This is a genomic window from Pediococcus sp., from assembly GCF_003533255.1.
In the GTDB taxonomy this organism is placed as follows: domain Bacteria; phylum Bacillota; class Bacilli; order Lactobacillales; family Lactobacillaceae; genus Pediococcus; species Pediococcus parvulus.
In genome coordinates this window covers 136224-158328 of record NZ_DOEM01000007.1, presented here as the reverse complement: position 1 = coordinate 158328, position 22105 = coordinate 136224, and the positions used below count along the sequence as shown (strand labels likewise).

The following is a 22105-nucleotide window of genomic DNA, read 5'->3' as shown; positions in this document are numbered from 1 at the left end:
CAGATTCTTGACCTAAATCCAGTCAACCACATCCCCCGTTGCATAGACACCAGCCACGTTAGTTTGCAGGTGATCGTCCACTTCAATACCATGGGCATTAGTTGCAATGCCAAGCGTTTCAAGGCCACTTCCGGTTAAATTAGGAAGACGGCCGCTAGCGTCAACGATGTAATCACTGGCCAATTCAAATTGGTTGGGTCCGTGTAAAACTAGCCCAGCTTCCGTTTTCTCGACTGCATCGACTTGTTGATCATAGAAAAATTTAACTCCCCGACGGCGTAAATCTGCTACCAAACGTTTGACGTACGGCTGATAAAAGTGCCGCAACGGTTGATGACTGTCTACAACCACGTTCACAGAAGCACCAACGGCATTGGCAATGGATGCAAATTCCATCCCCACATAACCTGCGCCAATAATGGTTAGTTGTTTTGGCATTTGAGGTAAAGATAAGAAGTCTGTGCTGTCATGCAGATATTCTTTTCCTGGAATATCCAAACGATGGGGATGCTGACCTAGTGCTAATACAATTTTTTGGGCGTGATAATTGGTGTCGCCAACTTTAACCGTTTTGGCATCCACAAGGGTAGCGTGTCCCACAATGACTTGAACGCCACCGTCAACTAATTTCTGTTTGTTGCTTTCGGCTAATTTGCCAATGACTTCGTGTTTATGCGCCATCAAGTCGGGCCAATTTATTTTTGGCACGCTGTCAAAGCCGCGACCCTGTAATTGTTCAATAGTTCGAACTAATTCAACAGGCTTATCCAACGTGATTTTTGCGTTACAGCCTCGATTAGTACAAACGCCGCCAAACAGGCCTTCTTCAATAACGGCTACTTTTAATCCGGCCTGGCTCATCGGAATTGCCCCATTCCAAGCACCTTGCCCGCTGCCAATAAATAAAACGTCAAACATGTGGATCAGCTCCTCTATCATTTATATTGTAGATTCAAATTAACACTTCCCCAAAACACAAGCAATTGAAACGCTTTCTTTCACGATACAATTGTGGGAGGCTATGCAAAGAACCATAAAACTGTAATAATGATGAAGGCGTTAATACGCACAGAATAAATTAGAAAACAGGAGAAAATATGAAAAAAACCGCACTTTCAGTTATCGGGATTTTGGTCATTGCTGTAACCTTAGTTGGTTGTGGCAATAAATCTAGTCAAACGGCAGATAAAAATCATTTAACTGCCAAACAACGTTCTGCAAAGCTTATAAACCGCAAAGAAACTATCTGGCGAGAAACTGCACTGATGCAGTCAAACGTCGACAGAAAAGGTAAATTAACGGCACTGAAAACGAAAAAGCTGACGGGTGCGGCGAGTTCGAATTTAGTTTGGACGACACATAACGGCCAGTTTTCGAGTGGGTATACAAAGACCAACTATGCGACAATTAAGAAAATGATTACTAAAAATGCGACGACTAGTAGTGATTATAAGACGAAGTTGTTTACGATTAAGCAACTGAACGATACGTTGAAGGAAGCAAAAGCATCGATTCGAATTCACAAATATAGTGATTTAGTTTATTTGAAATCAAATAAGGTTGCTGGTGGTCAGAGTGTTGGTTTTATTGCGAGTGATCACAAGCTGTATGGATTGCAACTTTCTTATGTTTATTCAGCAACGCAGGCCAATTCTCCAACCGATCGGGCCTATATTCTCAGCGATCAAGGGTATCAAACACCTAAAAAGCATGTGAATATCAGTTCGCTAACGGGACGATGGGGAAACAGTGATACGACAGATCAACTGATTGTTCGTAAGCATTGGATTTATCAAGTCAGTCAAACTGGCGTGCATAGCACCTATACCCGGCTAAAGTTACAGGACTTGAGTAAGATTACCACAGCCGATTTATATAGTAGCGCTACTTTTAATTATGCTCAAATTCAGGCGCTAAAAGTTGGTTATGCAATGCCACGAGCGACAACTATTGCTGGTAGCGATAAGACGTACACGTATTTAGTCTTGAACAAAAAGACCCTTGTCAGAATTGGCGAAGGCTCGTTCCAACGTTATACCAAACTAACGGCAGATCCGACCACCACTGATTTACCAGAAAAAGTGTTGCAAATATTTAATGAATTAGATGGTCAGGGTGGCACTCAGATTGCGGAAACGATGACGGCCATGGGGAATAATTCGTACACAATTGGCCTTGTGGATAACATGGATCGGTTGACCAAAATTTCGCTTCAACAAAATACAACGATTAAAACGGCAACGGTAAGTAACGGAAAAATTACGATTAAAAATGAGTGATGGGTTCTGTTGCCAGTTTCAATTTTCTCAGGGAAACCAACCCCTGATATGATATAATGACAGCACTAAATTAAGAAATGAGATGATGTTTTATGGCAATTGTAATTACTTATAGTCATGCGGCGGAGGTACGGATAGCCTAGACTTATCTAAACCTCCATGATTTTACGGAGGAATACAATTTATTGAGTAAAACACAATTAAAAGCTTTTGGATTAACCTCAGCTCTTGAGGAACAAGCAACCAATTCGGGACTTGCTTTAGGCCGGATAACTGGTCAAAATCGGACTCTATACGATGTGATGACTGAGCAAGGCTCACGGCAGGCATCAGTTTCAGGGCGGTTGAACAACGTAGCCATTGATGCTCAAGATTATCCGGCAGTCGGGACTGGATCTTGCTTCGAACCCTGGGATCAGTAGCGGATACTGCTGTGATTGAACGTGTCATGCTGCGACGTAGTCTGTTTTTTCGGAAGGCAGCGGGCCGCAAAACAACCGCACAAATTGTGGCAGCGAATGTTGATACGATTTTTATTTGCATGGCCCTGGATGCCAATTATAATTTAAAACGGCTGGAACGTTATTTAGTTGTTGCTTGGGACAGTGGGGCCACACCGGTGGTTGTTTTAACGAAAGCAGATTTGGCTTCGAATTTGGACCAACAGATTGCCGACGTTGCTGAAATGGCAGCAGGGGACAATGTGGTCTTTTGTTCCGCAACTGATGAGAGTTGGCGAAAAATTACTGACTATGTGCAACCAGGTAAGACGGTCGCCTTTATTGGATCATCAGGCGTGGGCAAAACCACTTTAATTAATCAGTTGATGGGACGAAATGTGGGTGCAACGCAAGCGGTGCGAGGTAGTGATGCCCATGGTCGTCATACGACAACTGGTCGCGAATTGCTGGTGCTACCTGAGGGTGGACTCGTGATTGATACACCAGGAATGCGAGAACTCTCGTTGCTAAATGGCAACTTTGACGCAACTTTTGATGATATTAAACAGTTGGCTCAGCAGTGTCGGTTTAATGACTGTACACACACACAAGAACCAGGATGTGCCGTTCAAGCAGCTATCCAAGCCGGTTCGTTGAGTGAAGATCGGTTGGATAATTATCGTGCGCTTTTAAATGAGGCCACAACTAATCAAAATTTGCGCGGGAAAGCTCGTGAAAATGCTAAAGTGGAGCGAATGTTTGGAAGTAAAAAACAAATGAAAGCTATCATTAAGGCAAGAAGAAAGAATCGCCGTTAATTAAACTAATGAAGTTTCGTGGAAAAGTACTTTTCTGCGGAACTTTTTTTAACGTCGATCGAATTCCGTATAATGCATGTGATAGTCGTGAATTGTTTAAAAAAATTCGTGCGACGTTTGATGATAAAACTGTAGTAGCAAGGCAGTAAATTTGAATTTTAAATGTTTGTACATGGTTATTAGAATTGTTAATCTAACCTTATATACATTATTGATTGAACTTGAGGAGTGAAGACTATGAAAGCTTGGGTTATTAAAAGTTCTAAATTTACAGAGATTGATCAGTTACAGTTGCTTGAAGTGGCGAGGCCGCAACCTCATGAAAAAGAATTGCTTGTGCGAGTTCATGATGTGGGATTGAATCCAGTTGATTACAAGTTAATCGAACATCAGCCTGGCAGCTGGCTCTACCCCCATATTTTGGGTTTAGATGTCGCGGGTGAGGTCGTTGAAATTGGGAAACAAGTAGATAAATTTAAAAAGGGAGATCGTGTTTTTTATCATGGGGATTTGACGGAGTCCGGTGGTTTTGCGGAATTTGGCACTGTTAAAAGTGACGTAGTGGCCAAAATGCCAGATAAATTAACTTATCCACAAGCGGCAGCTTTGTTATGTAGTGCAATGACCGCTTATCAAGCCATCTTTAGAAAGGCCAATTTAGAAAATCGACACACAGTATTAATTCATGCGGGAGCAGGAGGTGTGGGTGGTATCGCAATTCAGTTGGCAAAAATAGCAGGACTAAGAGTATTTACAACGGTTTCAAAGCAAAAAAAAGATTTTGTTGCACACCTGCATCCGGATGCAATTATTGATTATCGAACTCAAAATGTTACTGAGCAGATTCAAAGATTGACAAATGGGCTGGGGGTAGATCTAATTATTAACACAATTGGTGCCGAGGCAGCCACTCAGGACCTAAAACGATTAGCGTATAATGGCGCACTTATAGCTATCGATGGGCAACCAAACTTAACTACCGATTATGCCAAATTAGGTTTAGGCGTTTTTAGCGTTAATTTGGGTGGCGCTCATCAAAGCCATAATACCCAACAAAGGCATGACTTGGCTGTTATGGCAACTCAGTTGGGCGAATTAGTAGTGAAAGAAAAGTTGGATCCATTAATTAATCAGGAAATTTCCTATCGCGACATCCCAAAAGGATTACAAATGATAAAGGATCACAAAGTTACAGGGAAAATTGTGGCCAAGTTTATGTAATATCTCTAATATTTTTAGTCCGTACGAGGCCGTAGGTTAATAACAAAATATTGTCTAGAAAACAAGTTTTTGTGATGCATATAGAGGTATAAGACGACTACAAAAAAATTTGAGGTTGACAGTGAATTTATAGTTCGGAAGTGGGAAAAGGTGGCACCTATGTGATTTTTCCTTATGATATTCGCGAGTTATTTGGCAAAGGACGTCTAAAAGTTCATGCGACGTTTGACGGCGAAGCCTATGACGGGAGCATCGTCAATATGGGTATCAAAAATGTAGATGGTTCGATTGGTTATATTTTGGGAATTCGTAAAGATATTCGGCAAAAGATTTCTAAATCCGTTGGTGATAAAGTACATCTGACAGTGAGTGTGATAATTTAAGTAGGACTAGAGGCAGGTCGTTTGCTTCAGAAATGAGCTCATGTCATAATAGGCGTAAGAAATAAACTTATTGTCAGCATAAGATTGTGGTTTGAAACGACGAAATACCATTAGGAGGAATTACTATGAACAAGATGATATTTGTGAATTTGCCCGTAACTGACATGCAACGATCAATCAAGTTTTACGAAGCGCTGGGATTTAAAAAGAATGAAGATTTTTCTGATGCAAACGGAACCGGAATGATGTGGGATGACAATATTTGGGTTATGTTGTTGACGCATGAGTTCTATCAACAATTTTTACGTGGCCAGTTAGTTGCCGATACACAGGCAGTCAGTGGGTCAATGACGGCGTTCAGCATGGATAGTATTGAAGAAGTGAAAAAATTTGCTCAAACTGCGAAGGAAAATGGCGGTGATTTTTATCACGTGGAATTAGGAATGTCTGAAGAACAGATGTATGAACTAGAAGTAAAAGATCCGGATGGCAATATTTTATCGGCGGCATGGATGGCTATGTAACTTGCAAGTTAATGTGGTTATGTTTGCTAGAAGCTAGCCGAAATTTACGGTATACTTACAGCAAACTGAAAACAAGGAGCTAGGATTATGGAAACTTTTACAGAATTTATTGACACGATTGATAATTCTGATCACCAATCCCGTGTGCGCGAAGTTTTGCAGTGGGTTAGCGATACTTTTCCACAGCTTGAAAAACGAATTGCTTGGAATCAACCCATGTTTACAGATCATGGAACCTTTATTATCGGGTTCAGTGTTTCAAAAAAACATCTGGCCTTTACACCAGAAGAGGCAGGAATCAGTCATTTTGAAGATGATCTTAAAGCAGCTAATATTGATCATACAAAAGGTATTGTCCGGATGCCTTGGGACCAACCGTTTAATTATGAACTATTGAAGCAAATGATTGAATTTAACATTCATGATAAAGCGGCCATTGAGACGTTTTGGCGGCCTGCAAAACGTTAATAAAAATACATCCACAGCCTCATGTTGTGGATGTATTTTTTGATTAGTGAGTATTTCTGTACCAATGAAAACTAAATACGATGATAAAGATTAATGGGCCTAAAAGACTGTAAATTAAGTGAATCATAATACTGAAATAGAGACTATCGGAGTCACTTTCTGAAGAGTTAAGAGCGTCGTCCGTCGTATCAGCATTAACAGCACCCCATTTGTCTCTTTGATGATTGTACTTATAATCAGCTAAGCGATTCTTTGCACCGAGTTGTTGCACAGAAAGATCTGGTCCAACTAATAGTTTAGAAAAGCGCATTAAATAAAATTGACAAAACCAAGAAACCACTAACCAGATCATGAACCAATTGATTGTGAAATGATATTTAAAATTATTATCTGCGCTAAAAAAATAGATGAGTAGGACTGTAAAGACGGTTTGAGTAATCATACGAGTGATATAACGAAAGGTTTTCATCTTAATCTCTCCAGCAAATTTTTTTCTAAAGAAAGCATAGCGCAAATTAATCGGAAAATCATTAGAAATAATTTTAGCCCGAGTTAAAATGTTTGCTCTCTGTTTGTTGCTTGGCTAGAATGACTAGGTGTCAAATTTTTGATAAAAATAAGAAACTCAGGAGATTTAAATTATGGCAAAAACATGGATGATTACAGGAACTTCAAGTGGATTTGGAAAAGAGCTTGCAAAGATTGTTGCGCAGGCTACCGGGACTAATCTCGTTGCGGCGGCACGAAAGCTAGCAGATTTAGACTATCTTGATGCCTATGATCATGGACAGATTGAAAAAGTGTTAGTAGATGTTGTGGATGCTGACCAAATTAAAGCTGCTGCAAAACAAGCACTTCAGCGGTTCGGTAACATTGATGTTTTAGTGAATAATGCTGGCATTGGTTATTTCTCAACGATTGAAGAAAGTGATATGGCGCAAGTTCGTCATATGTTTGAAGTGAATTTCTTTGGCCTAGCAAACATGACTGAAGCACTTTTACCTAATTTCCGGAAACAGAAGAGTGGAACAATTGTGAACATTTCTTCAGCATTGGCGTTAACAACCTTACCCACAATGGGTTATTACAGTGCTACAAAATACGCTGTTGAAGGTTATTCTGATACTTTACGTCAAGAGGTTGCTGATTTAGGAATCAAGGTCTTTACGGTTGAGCCAAGTGGCGCCCGGACAAACTGGTCTGGAAGTTCTTCTAAGAAAGTCGTCCCAACAATTGGTGACTACGCTAAGTTCAAAGAATCCGTTGAAACGACTGACCAATCTGTCACGGACGCACCTGGAGATCCAGCGATGATTGCCAAGATTATTTTTGACCAAGTTAGTGCTGGCAAAGATTTGCCAAAGCATTTACCACTTGGCGAGTTTGCATATGAGGCCGGGTTAAAGGACTTGACTAACTTAGAGACAGAAATTAAGTCCCGTCATGAGTTGTCTTTATCGGCAGATCGAAAATAGATAGAATCATTTAGTATCATGAAAGTGAGCGCGAACCAAAGCATTTAATTGGTTCGCGCTTTTTTTAAAAGTGGAATAGCATCTGCAAGAGTTGGCAAAACGGCGACCGCCTTCTCTTGAATAGTTGGCTGAGGCTTGATCCAATCTGGTACCAATACGACATCTAAACCGGCATTGACTGCTGAGAGGACACCGCTGGTAGAATCTTCAAAAACGACCGTCCCTGTTTTGTCAGCGTGGGTTCTTTGTAACGCATACAAGTAAACGTCGGGAGCTGGTTTATTATGCGGAACTTCATCACCACTAATAAAGTCAGTAAAGTACTGGTCAATTTTAGTGATCTTAGTTGTTTGTATGATAGTGTCTTTGGCGGCCGAAGAAGTCACGTAACATCTTTTATGCGTTTGGTTCAAAAATTTTAAGAGTTCAATGGCACCTTTTTTGACCTGAACTTCACCCTGTTGAAGTCGCCGATTATATAGGCTCATAGCTTCGTCAAAAACGCGTTTTCCTAAATCTGCACTGCCAACAAGTTTGGTTAGTTTTTGGATGGTGACGGGAAATCCTTTGGCGATGTAGGCGACGTGATCCTCTTTTGTGAAGGGGATGCCGTAGTTTTCGAGCACGTCTCTGCGGGTTTCAAAATATAATTTTTCGGTATCTAGCAGGAGACCGTCCATGTCAAAAAAGATGTTGCTTTTATGATTTAACAACTTTCAGTCACTTCCCTTCATTTAAACCATTTAGTAACCATTTAACTTTATATCGGTAGTCGGTGACTAGTTGTTCTGGGGTCCAGTCATTTACAGAAGCATCGATCAGCGTTTCGATTACCAAATGCATGACAAAGTATAAAAAGCTTTTGGCCTCTTCATCAGATTCAATCTGGAAATCATTGGCACTTAAAATCGTTTTCCAAGCTTCAAAACCATGAGTTTCTGGGAGGCGATGAGAAAATAGGGCACTGTTTTGGGTGAGTAACTGAATTTGGCGTTGCGCAGAGCTTCCTTTTTCTAAGGTGACACTAGCGAGAAGAAAAGTTTCGATTCCTTCAAAGAAGTGGTCCTGATGTTTCATAATAGCTTGAATAATTGTCCCGTGAATTGTACTCGCATAATAAGTAATTAAATAATGGTAGGCATCTTGCAAATCTTCAAAATATTTGTAAAAAATACCGCGTGACATACCTAATGCCGTCACGATTTGGCTCACTTTGACCTGACTGACAGGTTGGTCTGTAAAAACAGTGAGTAAAATTTGGCGAATTGCTTCCTGACGGTTATCAGGGAGATTATTAAATGTTTTTTGGGGCATCCTCTGGCTCCCTTCATGAACTTGTTTACTGAAATTATAGCATAATTTAAATTTAATGGTGACAAAATGTCACCGGTGCACTATAGTTATTTTTGTAAGTAAAAACTGGAAGGGGACTTGATTCATGTTTTTAGCATGGAAAGAAATGCGATACGCCAAACTGCGGTATGCGCTGATTATTGGCATTATGATTCTGGTGGCCTATGTGGTTTTTATGTTGTCAGGACTGGCAAGTGGCTTGGCAAACGGCAACAAAAAAGCAATTTCAGATTGGGGCTCAAGTACGATTGTGCTGTCTGCAGATAGTAACAAGGTGGCAAGTGCTTCGGTATTGAAACGTGCCGATCTTAACCGCGCGAAAACGGCAAACACGAATAAGGCGGCAGTGGGACTATTTGCAACGGCTGCTCAAAAGAGTGGCAGTAAAACCAAAACTAACGTGGCCATTTTTGGGGCTCAAAAGAGGAGCTTTGTGGTCCCAAAAATTATAAAAGGGCGATTGTATCAAAATGCTCACGAAATAATTATTTCAAAAAACTTAAGTGATGAGGGCTATCATATTGGCGATCAAATCAAACTTGCTAGCATGACCCACAAGTTTAAGATTGTCGGCATTACCAAAGCCACAACGTATAGTGTGGAACCCGTAATTTATCTCAATTTGGATGCGTTTACCACGTTGAAATACGGGTCGCAACCATTTAGTAGTGCTTCGCAAAAACCAATTAGTTTAATTGCGATTAAGCATAAAACACCGAAACAAGTGACCGTCACTACCGGCACTTCGGATACAAAGGTCGCTAAAATGAGTACTGCGACATTAATTCAGAATTTGCCTGGATTTTCGGCTGAAAAAATTACACTTAATACGATGATCGATTTTCTGTTTATCGTAGTGGCGGCCATCGTGGGCATTTTTCTGTATGTGATGACATTGCAGAAAACCGTTTTGTTTGGTGTTTTGAAGGCCCAAGGTGTGCGAACTCGTTACTTGGTGGGCACAATTGTGAGTCAGTCCTTCATTGTTGGGGCGGCTGGCGTGATCCTTGCATTTATTTTGGGATATCTGACAAGTTTGATTCTTCCAGAAGCAATGCCGTTTACCATTGATGGGATGCAGTGGCTTTCTGACGGCTTGATTCTTATTCTAGTCTCGATAGTTGGTGGGCTATTCTCCATTCGAACGGTCACTAAGGTTGATCCGATTAATGCGATTGGAGGCGAATAGATATGGATGCAGTTTTAGAAATGACAAACATTCAAAAAAAGTTTGGGACGGGCCACACCGAGTTTGATGCGCTAACGGATGTGAATTTCTCGATTAATGCCGGTCAGTTTGTGAGTATTGTGGGTCCTTCTGGATCTGGGAAAAGCACTTTTTTGACCATTGCAGGCGGTTTACAACGGCAAACTTTCGGAGAAATTTTGATTAACCACACCGATATCAGCAAATTAAATGAGAAAGAACGAACCCAAATTCGGTTTGATCAATTAGGCTTTATTTTACAAAGTTCCAATTTAATTCCGTTTTTAAAGGTGAGCGAGCAATTTGCCTTGGTGGAAAAACTTGCTAAAAAATCCTTGCAAGAACGAGTGGATATGTTGCTTAAGTCGCTTGATATTGAGAATTTGAAGGCGAAATATCCTAAAGAATTATCAGGTGGTGAACGGCAACGGGTGGCAATTGCCCGAGCTTTGTGTAACGATCCCAGTGTGATTTTGGCGGATGAACCGACTGCCAGTTTAGATTCCAAACACGCGTTTGAAGTTGTGAAGATTTTGGCGCGGGAAGCACATGACCAAAACAAAGCCATTATCATGGTGACGCATGATGAGCGAATGACGAAGTGGAGTGACCAAGTTTATCAAATTGAAGATGGCCGCCTTTCGTTAGCAGAGTAAATGGCTTTAAATTTTTTCATAAAAACGAGAACAAATATTGGTTTTTTTGATTTCGGTCCGTTATACTTACTAATAGTAAATAAGAAAAGAGGAATTTTTATGTCAACAACAGTTGGATTAATTGTAGGAAGTTTACGTAAGGGTTCATATACCAAAGCCGTTGCAGAACAAGCAGCTGCATTATTGCCTGAGGATTATACCGTTAAAAATATTAATATCGGTGACCTAGATCTTTACAATCAAGATTTAGATGATGAAAACCAAGTTCCTGAAAGCTGGAAGAAGTTCCGTGAAGACATGCAAAGTGTTGATGCAGTGATCTTTGCAACTCCTGAATATAACCGTTCTGTACCCGGCGTCTTAAAGAATGCGATTGATGTGGGTTCACGTCCTTATGGGGCTAGCGTTTGGGACAAGAAACCAGCCATTATCTTGAGTGTTTCGCCAGGTGCTATTAGTGGATTTGGCGCAAACCATCACTTGCGTCAATCATTGGTTTTCTTGAACATGCCAGTTGTACAACAACCAGAAGTTTACTTGGGTAATGTGACAAATATCTTAGATGATAACTTGAAGATTACAAACAAGGGAACGATCGGCTTCTTACAAAGTGCAATGGATACATTTGTTGACTTAATTAATCGATTTAAAGACTAAAAAATATTGAATTGGCAGTCGTCAAACCAGAAAATTGGTTTGAGGCTGCCAATTTTGTGTTTATACCGAAACATGTGCGTAAAGTTGAAAAGATTACATCAAAATTATCAAAAGCGAATACATTGTGTGCATATTTGTATACAAACGATTCAAAACTTGATATACTACTTATATAGTGATGAAGGGGGATCAGGAATATGGCAAAGAGTACAATTAGTATTCGTGTCGACGAAAATCTAAAAAAAGATACGGAAAAAACATTAGACGATATGGGAATGACTATCACAACGGCGTTTACGATTTTTGCAAAAACTTTAGTAAAAGAACAACGCTTTCCATTTGAAATTACAAATGATCCATTCTATAGTCGAGCAAATCAGGAATATCTTGCTAAGGTAATTAAGGATATGGAAGAAAATGGTGGAACCAGCCATGAGTTGATCGATGATTAAATCATGGTATGGAGATGCATGGAACGATTACGTAAAATGGCAAACAGAAGATAAAAAGGCTTTAAAAAAAGATTAATAGCTTAATTAAAGATATTGAAAGACATGGTTCTAAAGGACTTGGTAAATCAGAAATACTAAAATCTAATTATTCAGGTTGGTATAGCAAAAAATTAGACAAGAAGAATCGGTTAGTTTATAAAATAAAAGACAATATTTTGTATATAGCTGAGTGTAAAAATCATTACAACGGATAGCCATGCTGTCCGCTTTTTCATTTGTAGATTTTTACGGCAATGGAGATCCTTTTACTAATCGTCTCAATGCACTCACTTTTTTAGGACAGTTCCTTGCGGCAGTTCTAACTATATAAATCCGCCTAGCGTGGGACTTCATCCCCCTGACGGCACCTTTATATAGTTAGAACTAAGCACCGCAATCCACTCACTCTTTCTAGGACAGTTCCTTGCGGCAGCTCTAACTATATAAATCCGCCTAACGTGGGACTTCATCCCCCTGACGGCGCCTTTATATAGTTAGAACTAAACGCCGCAATCCACTCACTTTTTCTAAAAAGTACCCCGGTTTTGCGAACATACACAAATGGCCAGCTCCTGGCACCTCAATCATTCTCTTTTCCGGTGCCTGCACTCGCTCAAAATACATTCTTGTGGCTTGCATTGGCGTTATCGGATCGTGCTCTCCCTGGAAAACATAAAACGGGATCGTTATCTTTGTTAAAAGACGGTCATAATCAAAAGTGTCCAGTTCCACATGCAAACTGCGATATGAGGCAAGCATTCCTTTGCAAAATGCCATATAATCTCGAACACCATAATGAGGACACCGCAAAATATTAGGGATGAACAAATTAGTTACCATATTTGCCACATCCGTTTTTTGCAATGCTGAAAAGATATTAAATTCACTAATTTGTTTTGCCGACCACGACTGCGCATCAAAAGGAAACTTCTGTAACCAGTTTTTACTTAAAACATGGTTTCCTGTTTCAAACAATGCTTGGTTAAAAGCATACTGATGCGACTTGCTGGTCATCTGTTCGGTTCCTATATAAGCTGCGTACAAAGGCTCGGCTTGTTGCACCATCAAGTTTGCAATGATGCTGCCAATTGAGCTACCCAGTAATATAACAGGGACATTTGGAAGTATTTCTTTAATTTTTTTGGTGAGCAGAATGCCATCGTCTACTAACGTTTGTAAATTTTTGGGGACAGCCGGTTGCTTGCGATAAGTTTTTCCAGCACCACGTTGATCCCAATGAACCACTGTGAATTCTGTGGAAAAAAGCTGAGTAGCCTTAGTAAACATTGAATACGTTGAAGCAGGGCCCCCGTGAATGATTAATAAAACAGGATTAGTTTTGGATTGACCAAGAATTGTGATCCACTGTTGAATGCCATTCAGTTGTACATAACCTTGGTAAGAAATTCCTGAAGGATTAGAATTTTCTACGTTGTGTAAAAATAGTGCCAAAATATCACCTCCATTTATATAGAAGATATGTTTACCCTTAGCTTAAAAAGGTGGTGGAAACTTTGCAATGAAAATGAATCCGATTACTAAAATTTGGCGTAGCGTTCTGATTGACAACAAATATTCAAATCGATATAGTTAGCTATCGTTAATAGATGCAGATTATTTGAAAATAAAACTAATAAATGAGGAGATCAAACATGGCATATCCACAACTTGATTTACAAAACGCAAAGGGACCTAAAGCAACAATTCAAACAAATCATGGTGATATTGTAGTTCAACTTTTCCCAGAGCAAGCACCCAAAGCAGTTGAAAACTTTGTTGCATTAGCTCAACAAGGTTACTATGACGGCATTATTTTTCATCGCGTGATTCCTGATTTCATGATTCAGGGTGGCGATCCTACTGGAACTGGTGCTGGTGGTCAGAGCAGTTTTGGACATGAATTTGAGGATGAATTTTCTAATGAAGTCTTTAATATGAAGGGCGCTCTTTCAATGGCTAATGCCGGCCCTAACACTAATGGTAGTCAGTTCTTCATCGTTTCAAATGAGCATGTACAAGCAGACATGCTTGGAAGCATGGCACAAGCTGGTTATCCAAGCGAAGTGATTGAAGCTTACAAACAGGGTGGCACACCATGGTTAGACCACCGTCATACTGTTTTCGGTCAAGTGGAAACAGGAATGGACGTTGTTGAAGAGATCAGCAATGTTGCCCGTGATATGCAAGATAAGCCTGATAAAGATGTGACGATCAAGACTATCGTGATTGAAGAACAAAAATAAATGAAACTAACGTAATGCTTGGAGAAACTCTAACATTACGTTTTTTTGATTTTAATAGAATAGAAAGAGGTCAAATTAAAATGGAAATCAGGGAATTAATTCAGCGTTCAACCAAGATTCGGGATGCCTATCACGCTTTAGAAATGAAACAGGACGGAAAGCCATGGACGTCCGAACAAGATGCTTTAGCATTTTTAAGCGATGCCGGTTTGGTTGGCAGACTGGTGATGGACAATCAAGGTAGTTGGCCTGATTCGGATCAAAACTACAAACTTGATGCAAAAATTGCGGAGTGTATGTGGTGGTTAAGTAGTCTGGCTGAAGAAAATCAGGTTGATTTGGAAAAGAGCTTAGATAATTTTTTAGGAGACCGTGAAAAGCATTTGAAAAGTTAAGATGAACTATCGAAGGGATGGCAGAAACCATTTCTTTTTTTATGGAAACATAGAACTGTAACGGGTTTAATTGAATGCAGGAGTAAAAATCAGATAAATAATCAGAAAATAAGTTTATTATGGTTATATAACTGATATAATTGACTCTGTTATCGATACGGTGGAGGTAGTGTGATATGAATTACAAGGTAATTGCATGGGGATTAGGCGCCCTGATACTGATCGTTCTATTTATATTCTATTTAGCTTATTCGAAATATGCACGTCAAAAAGTTGCGCGTCATGCAGTCAATGGATTGGAACGAGTGATCAAACGTACTCGAGTTATTTTAATTATTTTAATTTTGGTGCTGGCTGGTGATATTGGTTATGGAAAATTCGCACCGCATAGTAGTATGGCATCAGGTAATTTAGTTTCACGGACAGGCAAAGCGGTAGAGGGTTTAAAAACCAAGATTTTTGGAAATTCTGAATCCGAATCAGTTGCGAAGGTTAAGAAAGCAGAAAAAGCTGAAAAAGAAAAGAAGGCTTCTTCTGAAAAAAAGAGCCATGCAATGACTGGCGAAAAGGCAACAGAAATTGTCAAAAATTACTACGCTAAAAATGGTACGGAACAAGATGTTGAAAAGTACAGCTTTATTAAGTCTAAAACGAGCACTGTTTCTAACCAAAAGGTCTATGAAGTCGGGGCTTACAAGACTGAGAATGGCAAGTTAGTTCAGATTCATGACTTCGAGGTTAACCTAAAAGGTAAGTTTGATTTACTCTATTAATATTACAATTTAGTAACAGTGTTAATGAAAAAATCAATGAAAACGATTAAAACCGCCGTTTTGGCTTATTGAAGCATTAATTATAGCCAAAAAAGTATTGAATTGTCTTAAGTAATGAGGTCCACTGCAAGGTGGAAGCAGGTTAATTATTAGTACATAACGTTGTAATTATGTGATTGATCTACGGACACAATATAAGTTAATTATTTTCAGGAGGGGTTTCATATGACAAAGAAGAATACATTTAAGTCAGTATTATATGCTGGCGCCGCAATTGCTGCATTGAGCTTAGGTACTGCAACTGCAACAAATGTACATGCTGATACAACAGCACCTGCAAATGCTGCATCAACTAGAGTGCACAATCAAGTGCATCAACTGTTTCAGCTGCACAAGACAAGGTTACATCAGCTGCATCTGACAAGGGTGCTGCACAACAAGGTGTTTCTGATGCTTCATCAGCTGTAACATCAGCTACATCAGCTGCATCTGATTCTGCTAAGACAGCTTCAGACGCTAAGACAACTGTTGACGATGCAAAGAAAGCTGCTGATCCGTTGACTTCAGCTGCTGCTTCAGCTGCAAACGAAACAGCTAATGTTAAAGCTGAATCAGTTGCAGATGCTGCAAACTTATCAGCTGCATCAAGTCAATATACTGAAGCTAAAGCTGCACAGAACTCAGCTTCAGAAAACGCAAACAGTGCTGCTACTAGTTTATCTAATGTCAATGCTGAAGTTACAGCTAACGAAAAGAATTATGCAAAAGATAATGCAGTTTTATCTGATGCAAATACTGCATTAAATGATGCTGAAGTTAAATATAGTACTGCAGTTGGTGCTTCAAGTGCTGCAGAAGCACAAGTTAATGCTAAAGAAGTAGCATATACAGAAGCTTCTACAGCATATAATAATGCACTTAAGAATCCTAACAACAAGCCTGCTATCGTTCTTACTGCTGCAATTCTTAATGCTCAAAAGAAAGCATATTTAAATGCTCAAGCAGAGCAAACTGCTGATTCTGCGCTTCTTGACGAAGCTACAAAGGGCTTGACTTCTGCTCAACAGGGCCAACAGACAGCTTATGATCAACTTGCTTCTGATGAAAAAGCATTGAAGCTCTCAAAAGAGGCACAGAATAAGGCTAGCGAGAATGTTAATGTCACTGCTACTGCATTGACAAAAGCAAATGATGCTGTAACAGCTGCTGAAGTTGCATGGAACAATGCTAACAACACAGAAACTATTGTTAACAAAGACCTTGCTGCTGCACAAGCTAAAGAAGCTGCTGCTAAAGCTAAAGCACAAGATGCTTTGAACACATACAACGATGCCGTTAAGGTATACGGTGATGCTCAAGCAAACGCTGATGCTGCTGCTGCTGCAGTTACAACTGCTAAAGAAAACCTTGCTGCTGAAGCTAAATTGGCTGCAGCTGACAAAGCTTTATCTGATGCAGAAGCAAACTTAGCTGTTGCTAAGGCTGGCGAATCTAAAGGTAACGGTGGTGTGAAAGAACACACTGACTTTGTTCCAGCAGTACCTGGTAAGAAGGGTGTTACTGTAGCTCCAACAAGCACAAAGGGTGGTTCAAACACTGGCTCTAACGTTGCAAGTACTAAGAGTGGTGTTGTTGCTTCATCAACATCTGCTTCAGGCAAAGCTGCTCCTAAAGCAGCTGCTGCAACTACATTGCCACAAACAAACGAAGCAAACAGTCAAGTTGCTGTTCTTGGTTTGTTAGGTGCAATGGGCGCATTGTTCGGCTTAGCCGGCACACGTCGCAAACGTCAATTCTAATTAAAACTTATCAAATATCAAAAAAGTCGATCAGAAATGATCGGCTTTTTTTGTACATAAAATGCTATAGTAAACTTATGGAAATAACTATCGAATAATGAAGTGAGGTACAACGATGACGAAAACATTATATTTAATGCGCCATGGGGAAACGGTATTTAACGTTCGTAAAAAGATTCAAGGCTGGTGTGATTCACCGTTAACCCCAAAAGGAATTCAACAGGCCCAAAATGCTAGTAACTATTTTAACGATATTAACTTAGATCACGCTTATTGTTCTACCTCAGAACGAGCCTCTGACACACTTGAAATTGTGACTAAGCACACAATGCCATACACACGGTTAAAAGACTTACGGGAAATGAACTTTGGTGCCTTTGAAGCCGAAAGTGAAGCTTTAAATCCAAAGTCGCATGAAGCTTACAACACATTCTTTGTGGCTTATGGTGGTGAATCAACCGGTCAAGTCACGCAAAGAATGGTTAAAACCCTCACGAGCATTATGCAAAAAAATGATCATCAAAACGTCTTAGCTGTTTCGCATGCGGGTGCCTGTGTTAACTTTTTAGCAACCTGGGAAAATCCAGAAGAAGTCTTGAGTCAGCGTTTCACCAATTGTGGAATTTTGAAATTCACTTATGATAATGAAAAATTTAAGCTAGAAGAAGTGATTCAAAACATAAACTAGACCAAAAAATACGTATTAATCTTCAGGGTGATAGTGACGCTCTGGTAGTTTGTTACTGATTCGTTGGCCTAAAGAACGGTCACGCAACTCTTGGTAATCTTTCAAAAGCGCTTGTTTGTCAGCGTTCAATGAAGCAACTTTCTGTTGTAAATGAATATATTGTTGGGGATCCAAGTTTTTATTTTGTAACTCAAGCTTTTTAGCTTCTAAATCGGCATTGGCTTGATCATATTCTTTTGTAGAACGAGTAATTTTTTTAGACAGATCAGTTTCTTGGCGGGTTAGAACTTCGAAGCGCGAATACAGGTTTTTAATAATCTGGTTATTTTTAATGATTTCAGCTTCTAGAGCTTCTTTTTGTTTTGATAATTCTTCAATTTTTTTTGAAGTTTCTGCTTCAGACATGGGATTCAGCCTCTTTTCAAATGTTAATGTAAGTACACATATCATAACTCTTTGCACGATTTCCGTCACGTTTGGAATAGAAAATTACTAAAGTTATGCCCAGCATTTCATTTTAGCTCGATTTCCGTTAAGATAGATAGGTAGATCTTAGAGAAGGAATGGCAAAGTATGACACCAGAAACAATTTTAAAAGAAAAGTTTGGCTATGATTCATTTCGTGACGGTCAAAAACAGGTCATCAATGATATTTTAAATGATCAAAACGTTTTGGCTATCATGCCCACTGGTGGTGGGAAATCGCTTTGCTACCAAATTCCGGCAATGCTATTTGATGGCCTAACTTTGGTGATCTCTCCTTTGATTGCTCTGATGAAGGACCAAGTAGATGCCTTAAACGAAAACGGAATTCCAGCGACGTTTATTAATAGTAGTTTAGATAACATGGAAATGAACCGGCGTTTTAAATTGGCCGCCGATGGTCAGGTGAAACTCCTATATATTGCGCCCGAACGATTGGATTCAAGTTATTTTTTAGCTCAATTACAAGAATTGGATATTGCGTTAGTTGCAGTTGATGAAGCGCATTGTATTTCACAGTGGGGACATGATTTTCGGCCCAGCTATCTGCGTTTAACCGACACACTCGGTCAATTACCCACTCATCCAGTTACGGTGGCACTGACGGCCACAGCGACGCCTAAGGTTGCCCAAGATATCAAGCATCGATTACATATTGAGGCCGATCATGAAGTGAAAACTGATTTTGCGCGAGACAACTTGTCTTTTCAAGTAATCAAGGATCAAAATAGTGACCAGTTTTTATTGGATTATTTGAAAGCCAACAAAGCAGCGGCAGGAATCATTTATGCCAGCACACGTAAAGAAGTAGAACGACTAACGAAATTGCTGAAGAAACGCAAAGTTAGTGTCACAATGTATCACGGTGGGATGGCGGAGAATGATCGCCGCCAAAATCAAGAAGATTTTTTGTACGATCGAAAACAAGTGATGGTGGCAACCAATGCATTTGGCATGGGAATTGATAAGAGCAACGTTCGTTTTGTGATTCATGCGCAGGTGCCTGGCAGTTTGGAAGCTTACTATCAAGAAGCTGGCCGGGCAGGGCGTGATGGCTTACCCAGTGATGTGATTTTATTATTCAAACTCCATGATGTCCAGATTCAGCACTTTTTCATTGACCAGTCAGAAATGGACGATGTCAACAAACGGCGTGAATACCAGAAGCTACAGGATATGACCCAGTATGCAAATACCCAACAGTGTTTGCAGCAGTATATCTTGAATTACTTTGGCGAAGATGGGCCTGTTTGTGGCAAGTGTAGTAACTGTTTGGATGAGCGCGATTCACAAGACATTACGGTAGAAGCACAAAAAGTACTGTCATGTGTGAAGCGAATGCATGAAAATTTTGGGAAGGTCTTGATTGCCCAAGTATTAGCGGGATCAAAAAATCAACGGATTAAACAATTCCACTTTGATGAACTAAGTACTTATGGTTTGCTGAAAAATAAAGCTCAAAAACAGCTGACAGAATTAATTGACTTCTTAGCTGCTTCAGGGTACCTTCAAGCGTCGAACGGCCAGTTTCCGGTATTGTCAATTGCGCCGGCTGGTGTTCGCGTGCTACAGGGCAAAGAACAGGTATTTAGAAAGATGGCAGCACCGGTTAAAACTAATATCTTGGAAGACAGTGAATTATTTACAAAGTTACGGATGTTACGGCGTTCATTGGCGGAAGCTCAAGGTGTGCCACCGTTTGTGATTTTCTCTGATAAAACATTGCGTTCCATGTGTGAGTTGATGCCCCAAACACTTAGTGAAATGGCTGAGGTTAAGGGTGTTGGTAGCCAAAAACTTGAAAAATATGGTCGCCAATTTATTGATGTTTTGCAGAGTGATAGTGACGTGTTAGAAAAAGCGACAGAAAAGTAAATCGGCAGCTCAAAGGAACATGAGTTTTGAACGCGTTTCGGCTATAAAAAATAAAAAAAAGTTGAGGAAATCTTCCTCAACTTGTTTTTTTAATCTTCAAGGGTCAATTTAGCACTACCAGAATTGGTATTACCAGTGACCTTATATTGTGGACGATCACCGACATGTCCCGTTTGATAAGAATTACCACTATGTTCAAAAACGACATTTCCGTCAACCTTTGCACGGCCACTTTTTGTCTCTAATTCGAAATTGAAGATTTCAGAGTTTGGCAATGTCAGTTTGACGGCACCACTATGCGTATTGGCTGCCACATCACCATTAAGATGGTCAAAGTTAAGCTTGACAGAACCACTGTGCGTACGAAAATTTCCGGAACCATTTCCGTGGGTCACACGGATTGAACCACTGTTAGATTTAAGATTCATTAAACCATTAACCGAATCAAACGAAACGGAACCGCTATGTGAAAGACTAGCTAGTTTAGTGGCCTGAATGTTTTCGCCATGAATTGATCCAGAGAAAGCTTCCATATTAAGCTGGGAAACTTTGACTGTTTCGGCACGTGTACTCCCAGAATGAGAAACCACATTTAAATTGAGCTGCTCATTTTTCAGGTCTTGAACGCGAATTCGCCCATCTTTTGTGTCCGCGTTTAAAGTTTTGGTGTAGGTTGATGGCACTAAGATCTCTACTTTAATATTTAAATGCCAGAGTAGGGGCTGATCACCCTGACGGATTGTGAGTTCGTGATCAGTGACGTTGCTTCGTAAATAGTAGCGATCATTATTACGACTCATGTATTCATTCACAATCAATTGATCGCCATCAGTTTGTTTAATTGTGAGTGAGGCACTTTTGTAGTTAATAGCGATGTTCGTCAAGTCTTGGATCGGAAAAGCCTGCGAATTTACGAGTGGCAAGGATTCCATATATACCTTGGAAGGCGTTTTGCCATTAATCGTGACATCACCGTCAGTCACTTTGATAAAACCATCGCCAATATCTACATTGTCGCCATCTACTTTGAGAAGTTTGCCAATTTCAACTTTATCGCCGTCCGCCAAAGTTTGGTTGCCCAGTCGAACTTTACCATCTTCAATATCTAAGTTGCCAATGTGAACACTATTGCGATTGTGACCCTCGTGTGAGTGACCTTCATCTTCATCAGCATTGTGTTCGTTGGTAATTTCTTGAACGAGTTCATCAAGGTTCCCTAGACGATCAAACACCGCTTGAATGGCCTTATCTTCGTCCATACCATCCGCGACATTATCGTTGGTAGCTTCGGTGAGGTCGGAAACAAGCTCTTCTTTGAGTTCGGTGAGTTCTGTGGAAGGGGTATAGTTCATAAATAATTGATCTAATTTTGTGCGGACCTTTGTTTCAATGTTTGTCATAGTCGATACTTCCTTTAATTAGTTTTTCAATAATCGTTTTTGAAAAATCCCATTGTTGTACATTCTCGGTGAGCAACTGTTGGCCGCTATCAGTAATTCGGTAGTATTTGCGGCGGGCACCTTGAGTTTCATCGCCCCAATAACTTTCAATGTCTTGATGCTTTTCAAGCCGACGGAAAACGGTGTAGAGAGTAGCTTCGTTAATTTCATAGGCGTCATCGCTCAAATATTTAATTTGTTTGGCAACTTGATAACCGTAGCTATCTTGCTGACTGAGCAGATTAAGGACAATGGTGTCAGTGTTACCCCGAATTAAATCCTTAGAAATTTGCATAAATTGGTGGACCTCCTTTGTAACTTTTTTGATTGTCTAAAATGTATCACATATTACTGTGTGTGTGTCAAAGTAATATGTGCAAAATAGTAAAAATACAAAATGATTGGCTAAATGGATGAAATGTGGTATAAATAGTAATC

The 22105-nt window shown here is 39.9% G+C and carries 28 protein-coding genes; 20 read left to right on the top strand and 8 right to left on the bottom strand.

Annotation, left to right across the window (positions count from 1 at the left end; all coding sequences use genetic code 11):
• Window positions 1-12: 12 nt before the first annotated feature.
• Window positions 13-918, bottom strand: a complete 906-nt coding sequence (locus DD627_RS02875) for an FAD-dependent oxidoreductase (RefSeq protein ID WP_260274302.1) — start codon at window positions 916-918, stop codon at window positions 13-15.
• A gap of 179 nt (window positions 919-1097) precedes the next feature.
• Here DD627_RS02875 and DD627_RS02870 point away from each other — a divergent pair, with 179 nt between their 5' ends.
• The 7 genes from DD627_RS02870 to DD627_RS02840 all read left to right on the top strand — a co-directional run bounded on the left by DD627_RS02870 (window position 1098) and on the right by DD627_RS02840 (window position 6133).
• Entirely contained in the window at window positions 1098-2279 is a 1182-nt protein-coding gene (locus DD627_RS02870; protein ID WP_260274303.1) for a hypothetical protein, read from the top strand.
• A gap of 185 nt (window positions 2280-2464) precedes the next feature.
• Entirely contained in the window at window positions 2465-2701 is a 237-nt protein-coding gene (locus DD627_RS02865; RefSeq protein ID WP_260274305.1) for a hypothetical protein, read from the top strand.
• The gene (gene rsgA, locus DD627_RS02860) at window positions 2677-3537 is read left to right on the top strand and encodes a ribosome small subunit-dependent GTPase A (RefSeq protein WP_260274306.1); all 861 of its coding nucleotides are present in this window, start codon (window positions 2677-2679) and stop codon (window positions 3535-3537) included. The genes DD627_RS02865 and rsgA overlap by 25 nt, the downstream gene beginning before the upstream one ends.
• A gap of 237 nt (window positions 3538-3774) precedes the next feature.
• Window positions 3775-4758 (top strand): alcohol dehydrogenase catalytic domain-containing protein, encoded by a 984-nt coding sequence (locus tag DD627_RS02855; protein WP_260267836.1) that lies wholly within the window; start codon window positions 3775-3777, stop codon window positions 4756-4758.
• A 125-nt stretch (window positions 4759-4883) separates the two neighbouring features.
• A complete protein-coding gene (locus DD627_RS02850) occupies window positions 4884-5141 on the top strand; it encodes a DUF1905 domain-containing protein (protein WP_057784587.1) in 258 nt (85 codons plus the stop codon).
• A gap of 125 nt (window positions 5142-5266) precedes the next feature.
• Complete coding sequence (locus DD627_RS02845; RefSeq protein WP_057784588.1) at window positions 5267-5665, top strand: VOC family protein; 399 nt, start codon at window positions 5267-5269, stop codon at window positions 5663-5665.
• Window positions 5666-5752: 87 nt separating this feature from the next.
• Window positions 5753-6133 (top strand): iron chaperone, encoded by a 381-nt coding sequence (locus DD627_RS02840; RefSeq protein ID WP_057784589.1) that lies wholly within the window; start codon window positions 5753-5755, stop codon window positions 6131-6133.
• A 43-nt stretch (window positions 6134-6176) separates the two neighbouring features.
• Here DD627_RS02840 and DD627_RS02835 read toward each other — a convergent pair whose 3' ends face one another.
• A complete protein-coding gene (locus tag DD627_RS02835; RefSeq protein ID WP_260274307.1) occupies window positions 6177-6602 on the bottom strand; it encodes a hypothetical protein in 426 nt (141 codons plus the stop codon).
• Between the two features lie 172 nt (window positions 6603-6774).
• Between DD627_RS02835 and DD627_RS02830 the strand changes: the two genes are divergently transcribed.
• A complete protein-coding gene (locus DD627_RS02830) occupies window positions 6775-7608 on the top strand; it encodes an SDR family NAD(P)-dependent oxidoreductase (protein WP_260274310.1) in 834 nt (277 codons plus the stop codon).
• Between the two features lie 44 nt (window positions 7609-7652).
• Here the strand turns inward: DD627_RS02830 and DD627_RS02825 are convergent, their stop codons facing one another.
• Together DD627_RS02825 and DD627_RS02820 are read right to left on the bottom strand one after the other, a co-directional pair.
• Entirely contained in the window at window positions 7653-8321 is a 669-nt protein-coding gene (locus DD627_RS02825; protein WP_260274311.1) for an HAD family hydrolase, read from the bottom strand.
• A gap of 7 nt (window positions 8322-8328) precedes the next feature.
• The gene (locus tag DD627_RS02820; RefSeq protein WP_260274312.1) at window positions 8329-8922 is read right to left on the bottom strand and encodes a TetR/AcrR family transcriptional regulator; all 594 of its coding nucleotides are present in this window, start codon (window positions 8920-8922) and stop codon (window positions 8329-8331) included.
• A 124-nt stretch (window positions 8923-9046) separates the two neighbouring features.
• Here DD627_RS02820 and DD627_RS02815 point away from each other — a divergent pair, with 124 nt between their 5' ends.
• The 5 genes from DD627_RS02815 (at window position 9047) to DD627_RS02795 (ending at window position 12187) form a co-directional block, all read left to right on the top strand.
• Window positions 9047-10150, top strand: a complete 1104-nt coding sequence (locus DD627_RS02815) for an ABC transporter permease (RefSeq protein WP_260274313.1) — start codon at window positions 9047-9049, stop codon at window positions 10148-10150.
• A 2-nt stretch (window positions 10151-10152) separates the two neighbouring features.
• Window positions 10153-10824: an ABC transporter ATP-binding protein gene (locus DD627_RS02810; protein WP_260274314.1), complete on the top strand. Its 672-nt coding sequence runs from the start codon at window positions 10153-10155 to the stop codon at window positions 10822-10824.
• A 99-nt stretch (window positions 10825-10923) separates the two neighbouring features.
• Window positions 10924-11481 carry an NADPH-dependent FMN reductase gene (locus DD627_RS02805; RefSeq protein ID WP_057784596.1) on the top strand — a complete coding sequence of 186 codons (558 nt, stop codon included), beginning with the start codon at window positions 10924-10926 and terminating at the stop codon, window positions 11479-11481.
• 197 nt (window positions 11482-11678) lie between these two features.
• Complete coding sequence (locus DD627_RS02800) at window positions 11679-11933, top strand: type II toxin-antitoxin system RelB/DinJ family antitoxin (RefSeq protein ID WP_068808550.1); 255 nt, start codon at window positions 11679-11681, stop codon at window positions 11931-11933.
• Between the two features lie 71 nt (window positions 11934-12004).
• The gene (locus DD627_RS02795; RefSeq protein ID WP_311317461.1) at window positions 12005-12187 is read left to right on the top strand and encodes a type II toxin-antitoxin system YoeB family toxin; all 183 of its coding nucleotides are present in this window, start codon (window positions 12005-12007) and stop codon (window positions 12185-12187) included.
• Window positions 12188-12458: 271 nt separating this feature from the next.
• On the opposite strand, the gene DD627_RS02790 is transcribed toward DD627_RS02795, so the two are convergent.
• Window positions 12459-13424: an alpha/beta fold hydrolase gene (locus tag DD627_RS02790; RefSeq protein ID WP_260274316.1), complete on the bottom strand. Its 966-nt coding sequence runs from the start codon at window positions 13422-13424 to the stop codon at window positions 12459-12461.
• A gap of 200 nt (window positions 13425-13624) precedes the next feature.
• Here DD627_RS02790 and DD627_RS02785 point away from each other — a divergent pair, with 200 nt between their 5' ends.
• The 6 genes from DD627_RS02785 to DD627_RS02760 all read left to right on the top strand — a co-directional run bounded on the left by DD627_RS02785 (window position 13625) and on the right by DD627_RS02760 (window position 17870).
• Window positions 13625-14215 (top strand): peptidylprolyl isomerase, encoded by a 591-nt coding sequence (locus tag DD627_RS02785; protein WP_068808552.1) that lies wholly within the window; start codon window positions 13625-13627, stop codon window positions 14213-14215.
• An 80-nt stretch (window positions 14216-14295) separates the two neighbouring features.
• Complete coding sequence (locus DD627_RS02780; RefSeq protein ID WP_260267828.1) at window positions 14296-14610, top strand: nucleoside triphosphate pyrophosphohydrolase family protein; 315 nt, start codon at window positions 14296-14298, stop codon at window positions 14608-14610.
• 176 nt (window positions 14611-14786) lie between these two features.
• Window positions 14787-15383: a hypothetical protein gene (locus DD627_RS02775; protein WP_057784602.1), complete on the top strand. Its 597-nt coding sequence runs from the start codon at window positions 14787-14789 to the stop codon at window positions 15381-15383.
• A gap of 225 nt (window positions 15384-15608) precedes the next feature.
• Window positions 15609-15851 (top strand): hypothetical protein, encoded by a 243-nt coding sequence (locus tag DD627_RS02770; protein WP_057784603.1) that lies wholly within the window; start codon window positions 15609-15611, stop codon window positions 15849-15851.
• Between the two features lie 89 nt (window positions 15852-15940).
• Window positions 15941-17182 carry an LPXTG cell wall anchor domain-containing protein gene (locus DD627_RS02765; RefSeq protein WP_068808557.1) on the top strand — a complete coding sequence of 414 codons (1242 nt, stop codon included), beginning with the start codon at window positions 15941-15943 and terminating at the stop codon, window positions 17180-17182.
• Between the two features lie 115 nt (window positions 17183-17297).
• Window positions 17298-17870 (top strand): histidine phosphatase family protein, encoded by a 573-nt coding sequence (locus DD627_RS02760; protein ID WP_260274318.1) that lies wholly within the window; start codon window positions 17298-17300, stop codon window positions 17868-17870.
• A gap of 15 nt (window positions 17871-17885) precedes the next feature.
• On the opposite strand, the gene DD627_RS02755 is transcribed toward DD627_RS02760, so the two are convergent.
• Complete coding sequence (locus DD627_RS02755; RefSeq protein ID WP_068805340.1) at window positions 17886-18275, bottom strand: coiled-coil domain-containing protein; 390 nt, start codon at window positions 18273-18275, stop codon at window positions 17886-17888.
• Window positions 18276-18443: 168 nt separating this feature from the next.
• Here DD627_RS02755 and recQ point away from each other — a divergent pair, with 168 nt between their 5' ends.
• A complete protein-coding gene (recQ, locus tag DD627_RS02750; protein WP_260267826.1) occupies window positions 18444-20228 on the top strand; it encodes a DNA helicase RecQ in 1785 nt (594 codons plus the stop codon).
• An 89-nt stretch (window positions 20229-20317) separates the two neighbouring features.
• Here the strand turns inward: recQ and DD627_RS02745 are convergent, their stop codons facing one another.
• Window positions 20318-21628, bottom strand: coding sequence for a DUF4097 family beta strand repeat-containing protein (locus tag DD627_RS02745; protein ID WP_260274319.1), 1311 nt, complete (start codon window positions 21626-21628; stop codon window positions 20318-20320).
• Window positions 21615-21962, bottom strand: coding sequence for a PadR family transcriptional regulator (locus DD627_RS02740; protein ID WP_057785021.1), 348 nt, complete (start codon window positions 21960-21962; stop codon window positions 21615-21617). The genes DD627_RS02745 and DD627_RS02740 overlap by 14 nt, the downstream gene beginning before the upstream one ends.
• Window positions 21963-22105 lie beyond the last annotated feature (143 nt).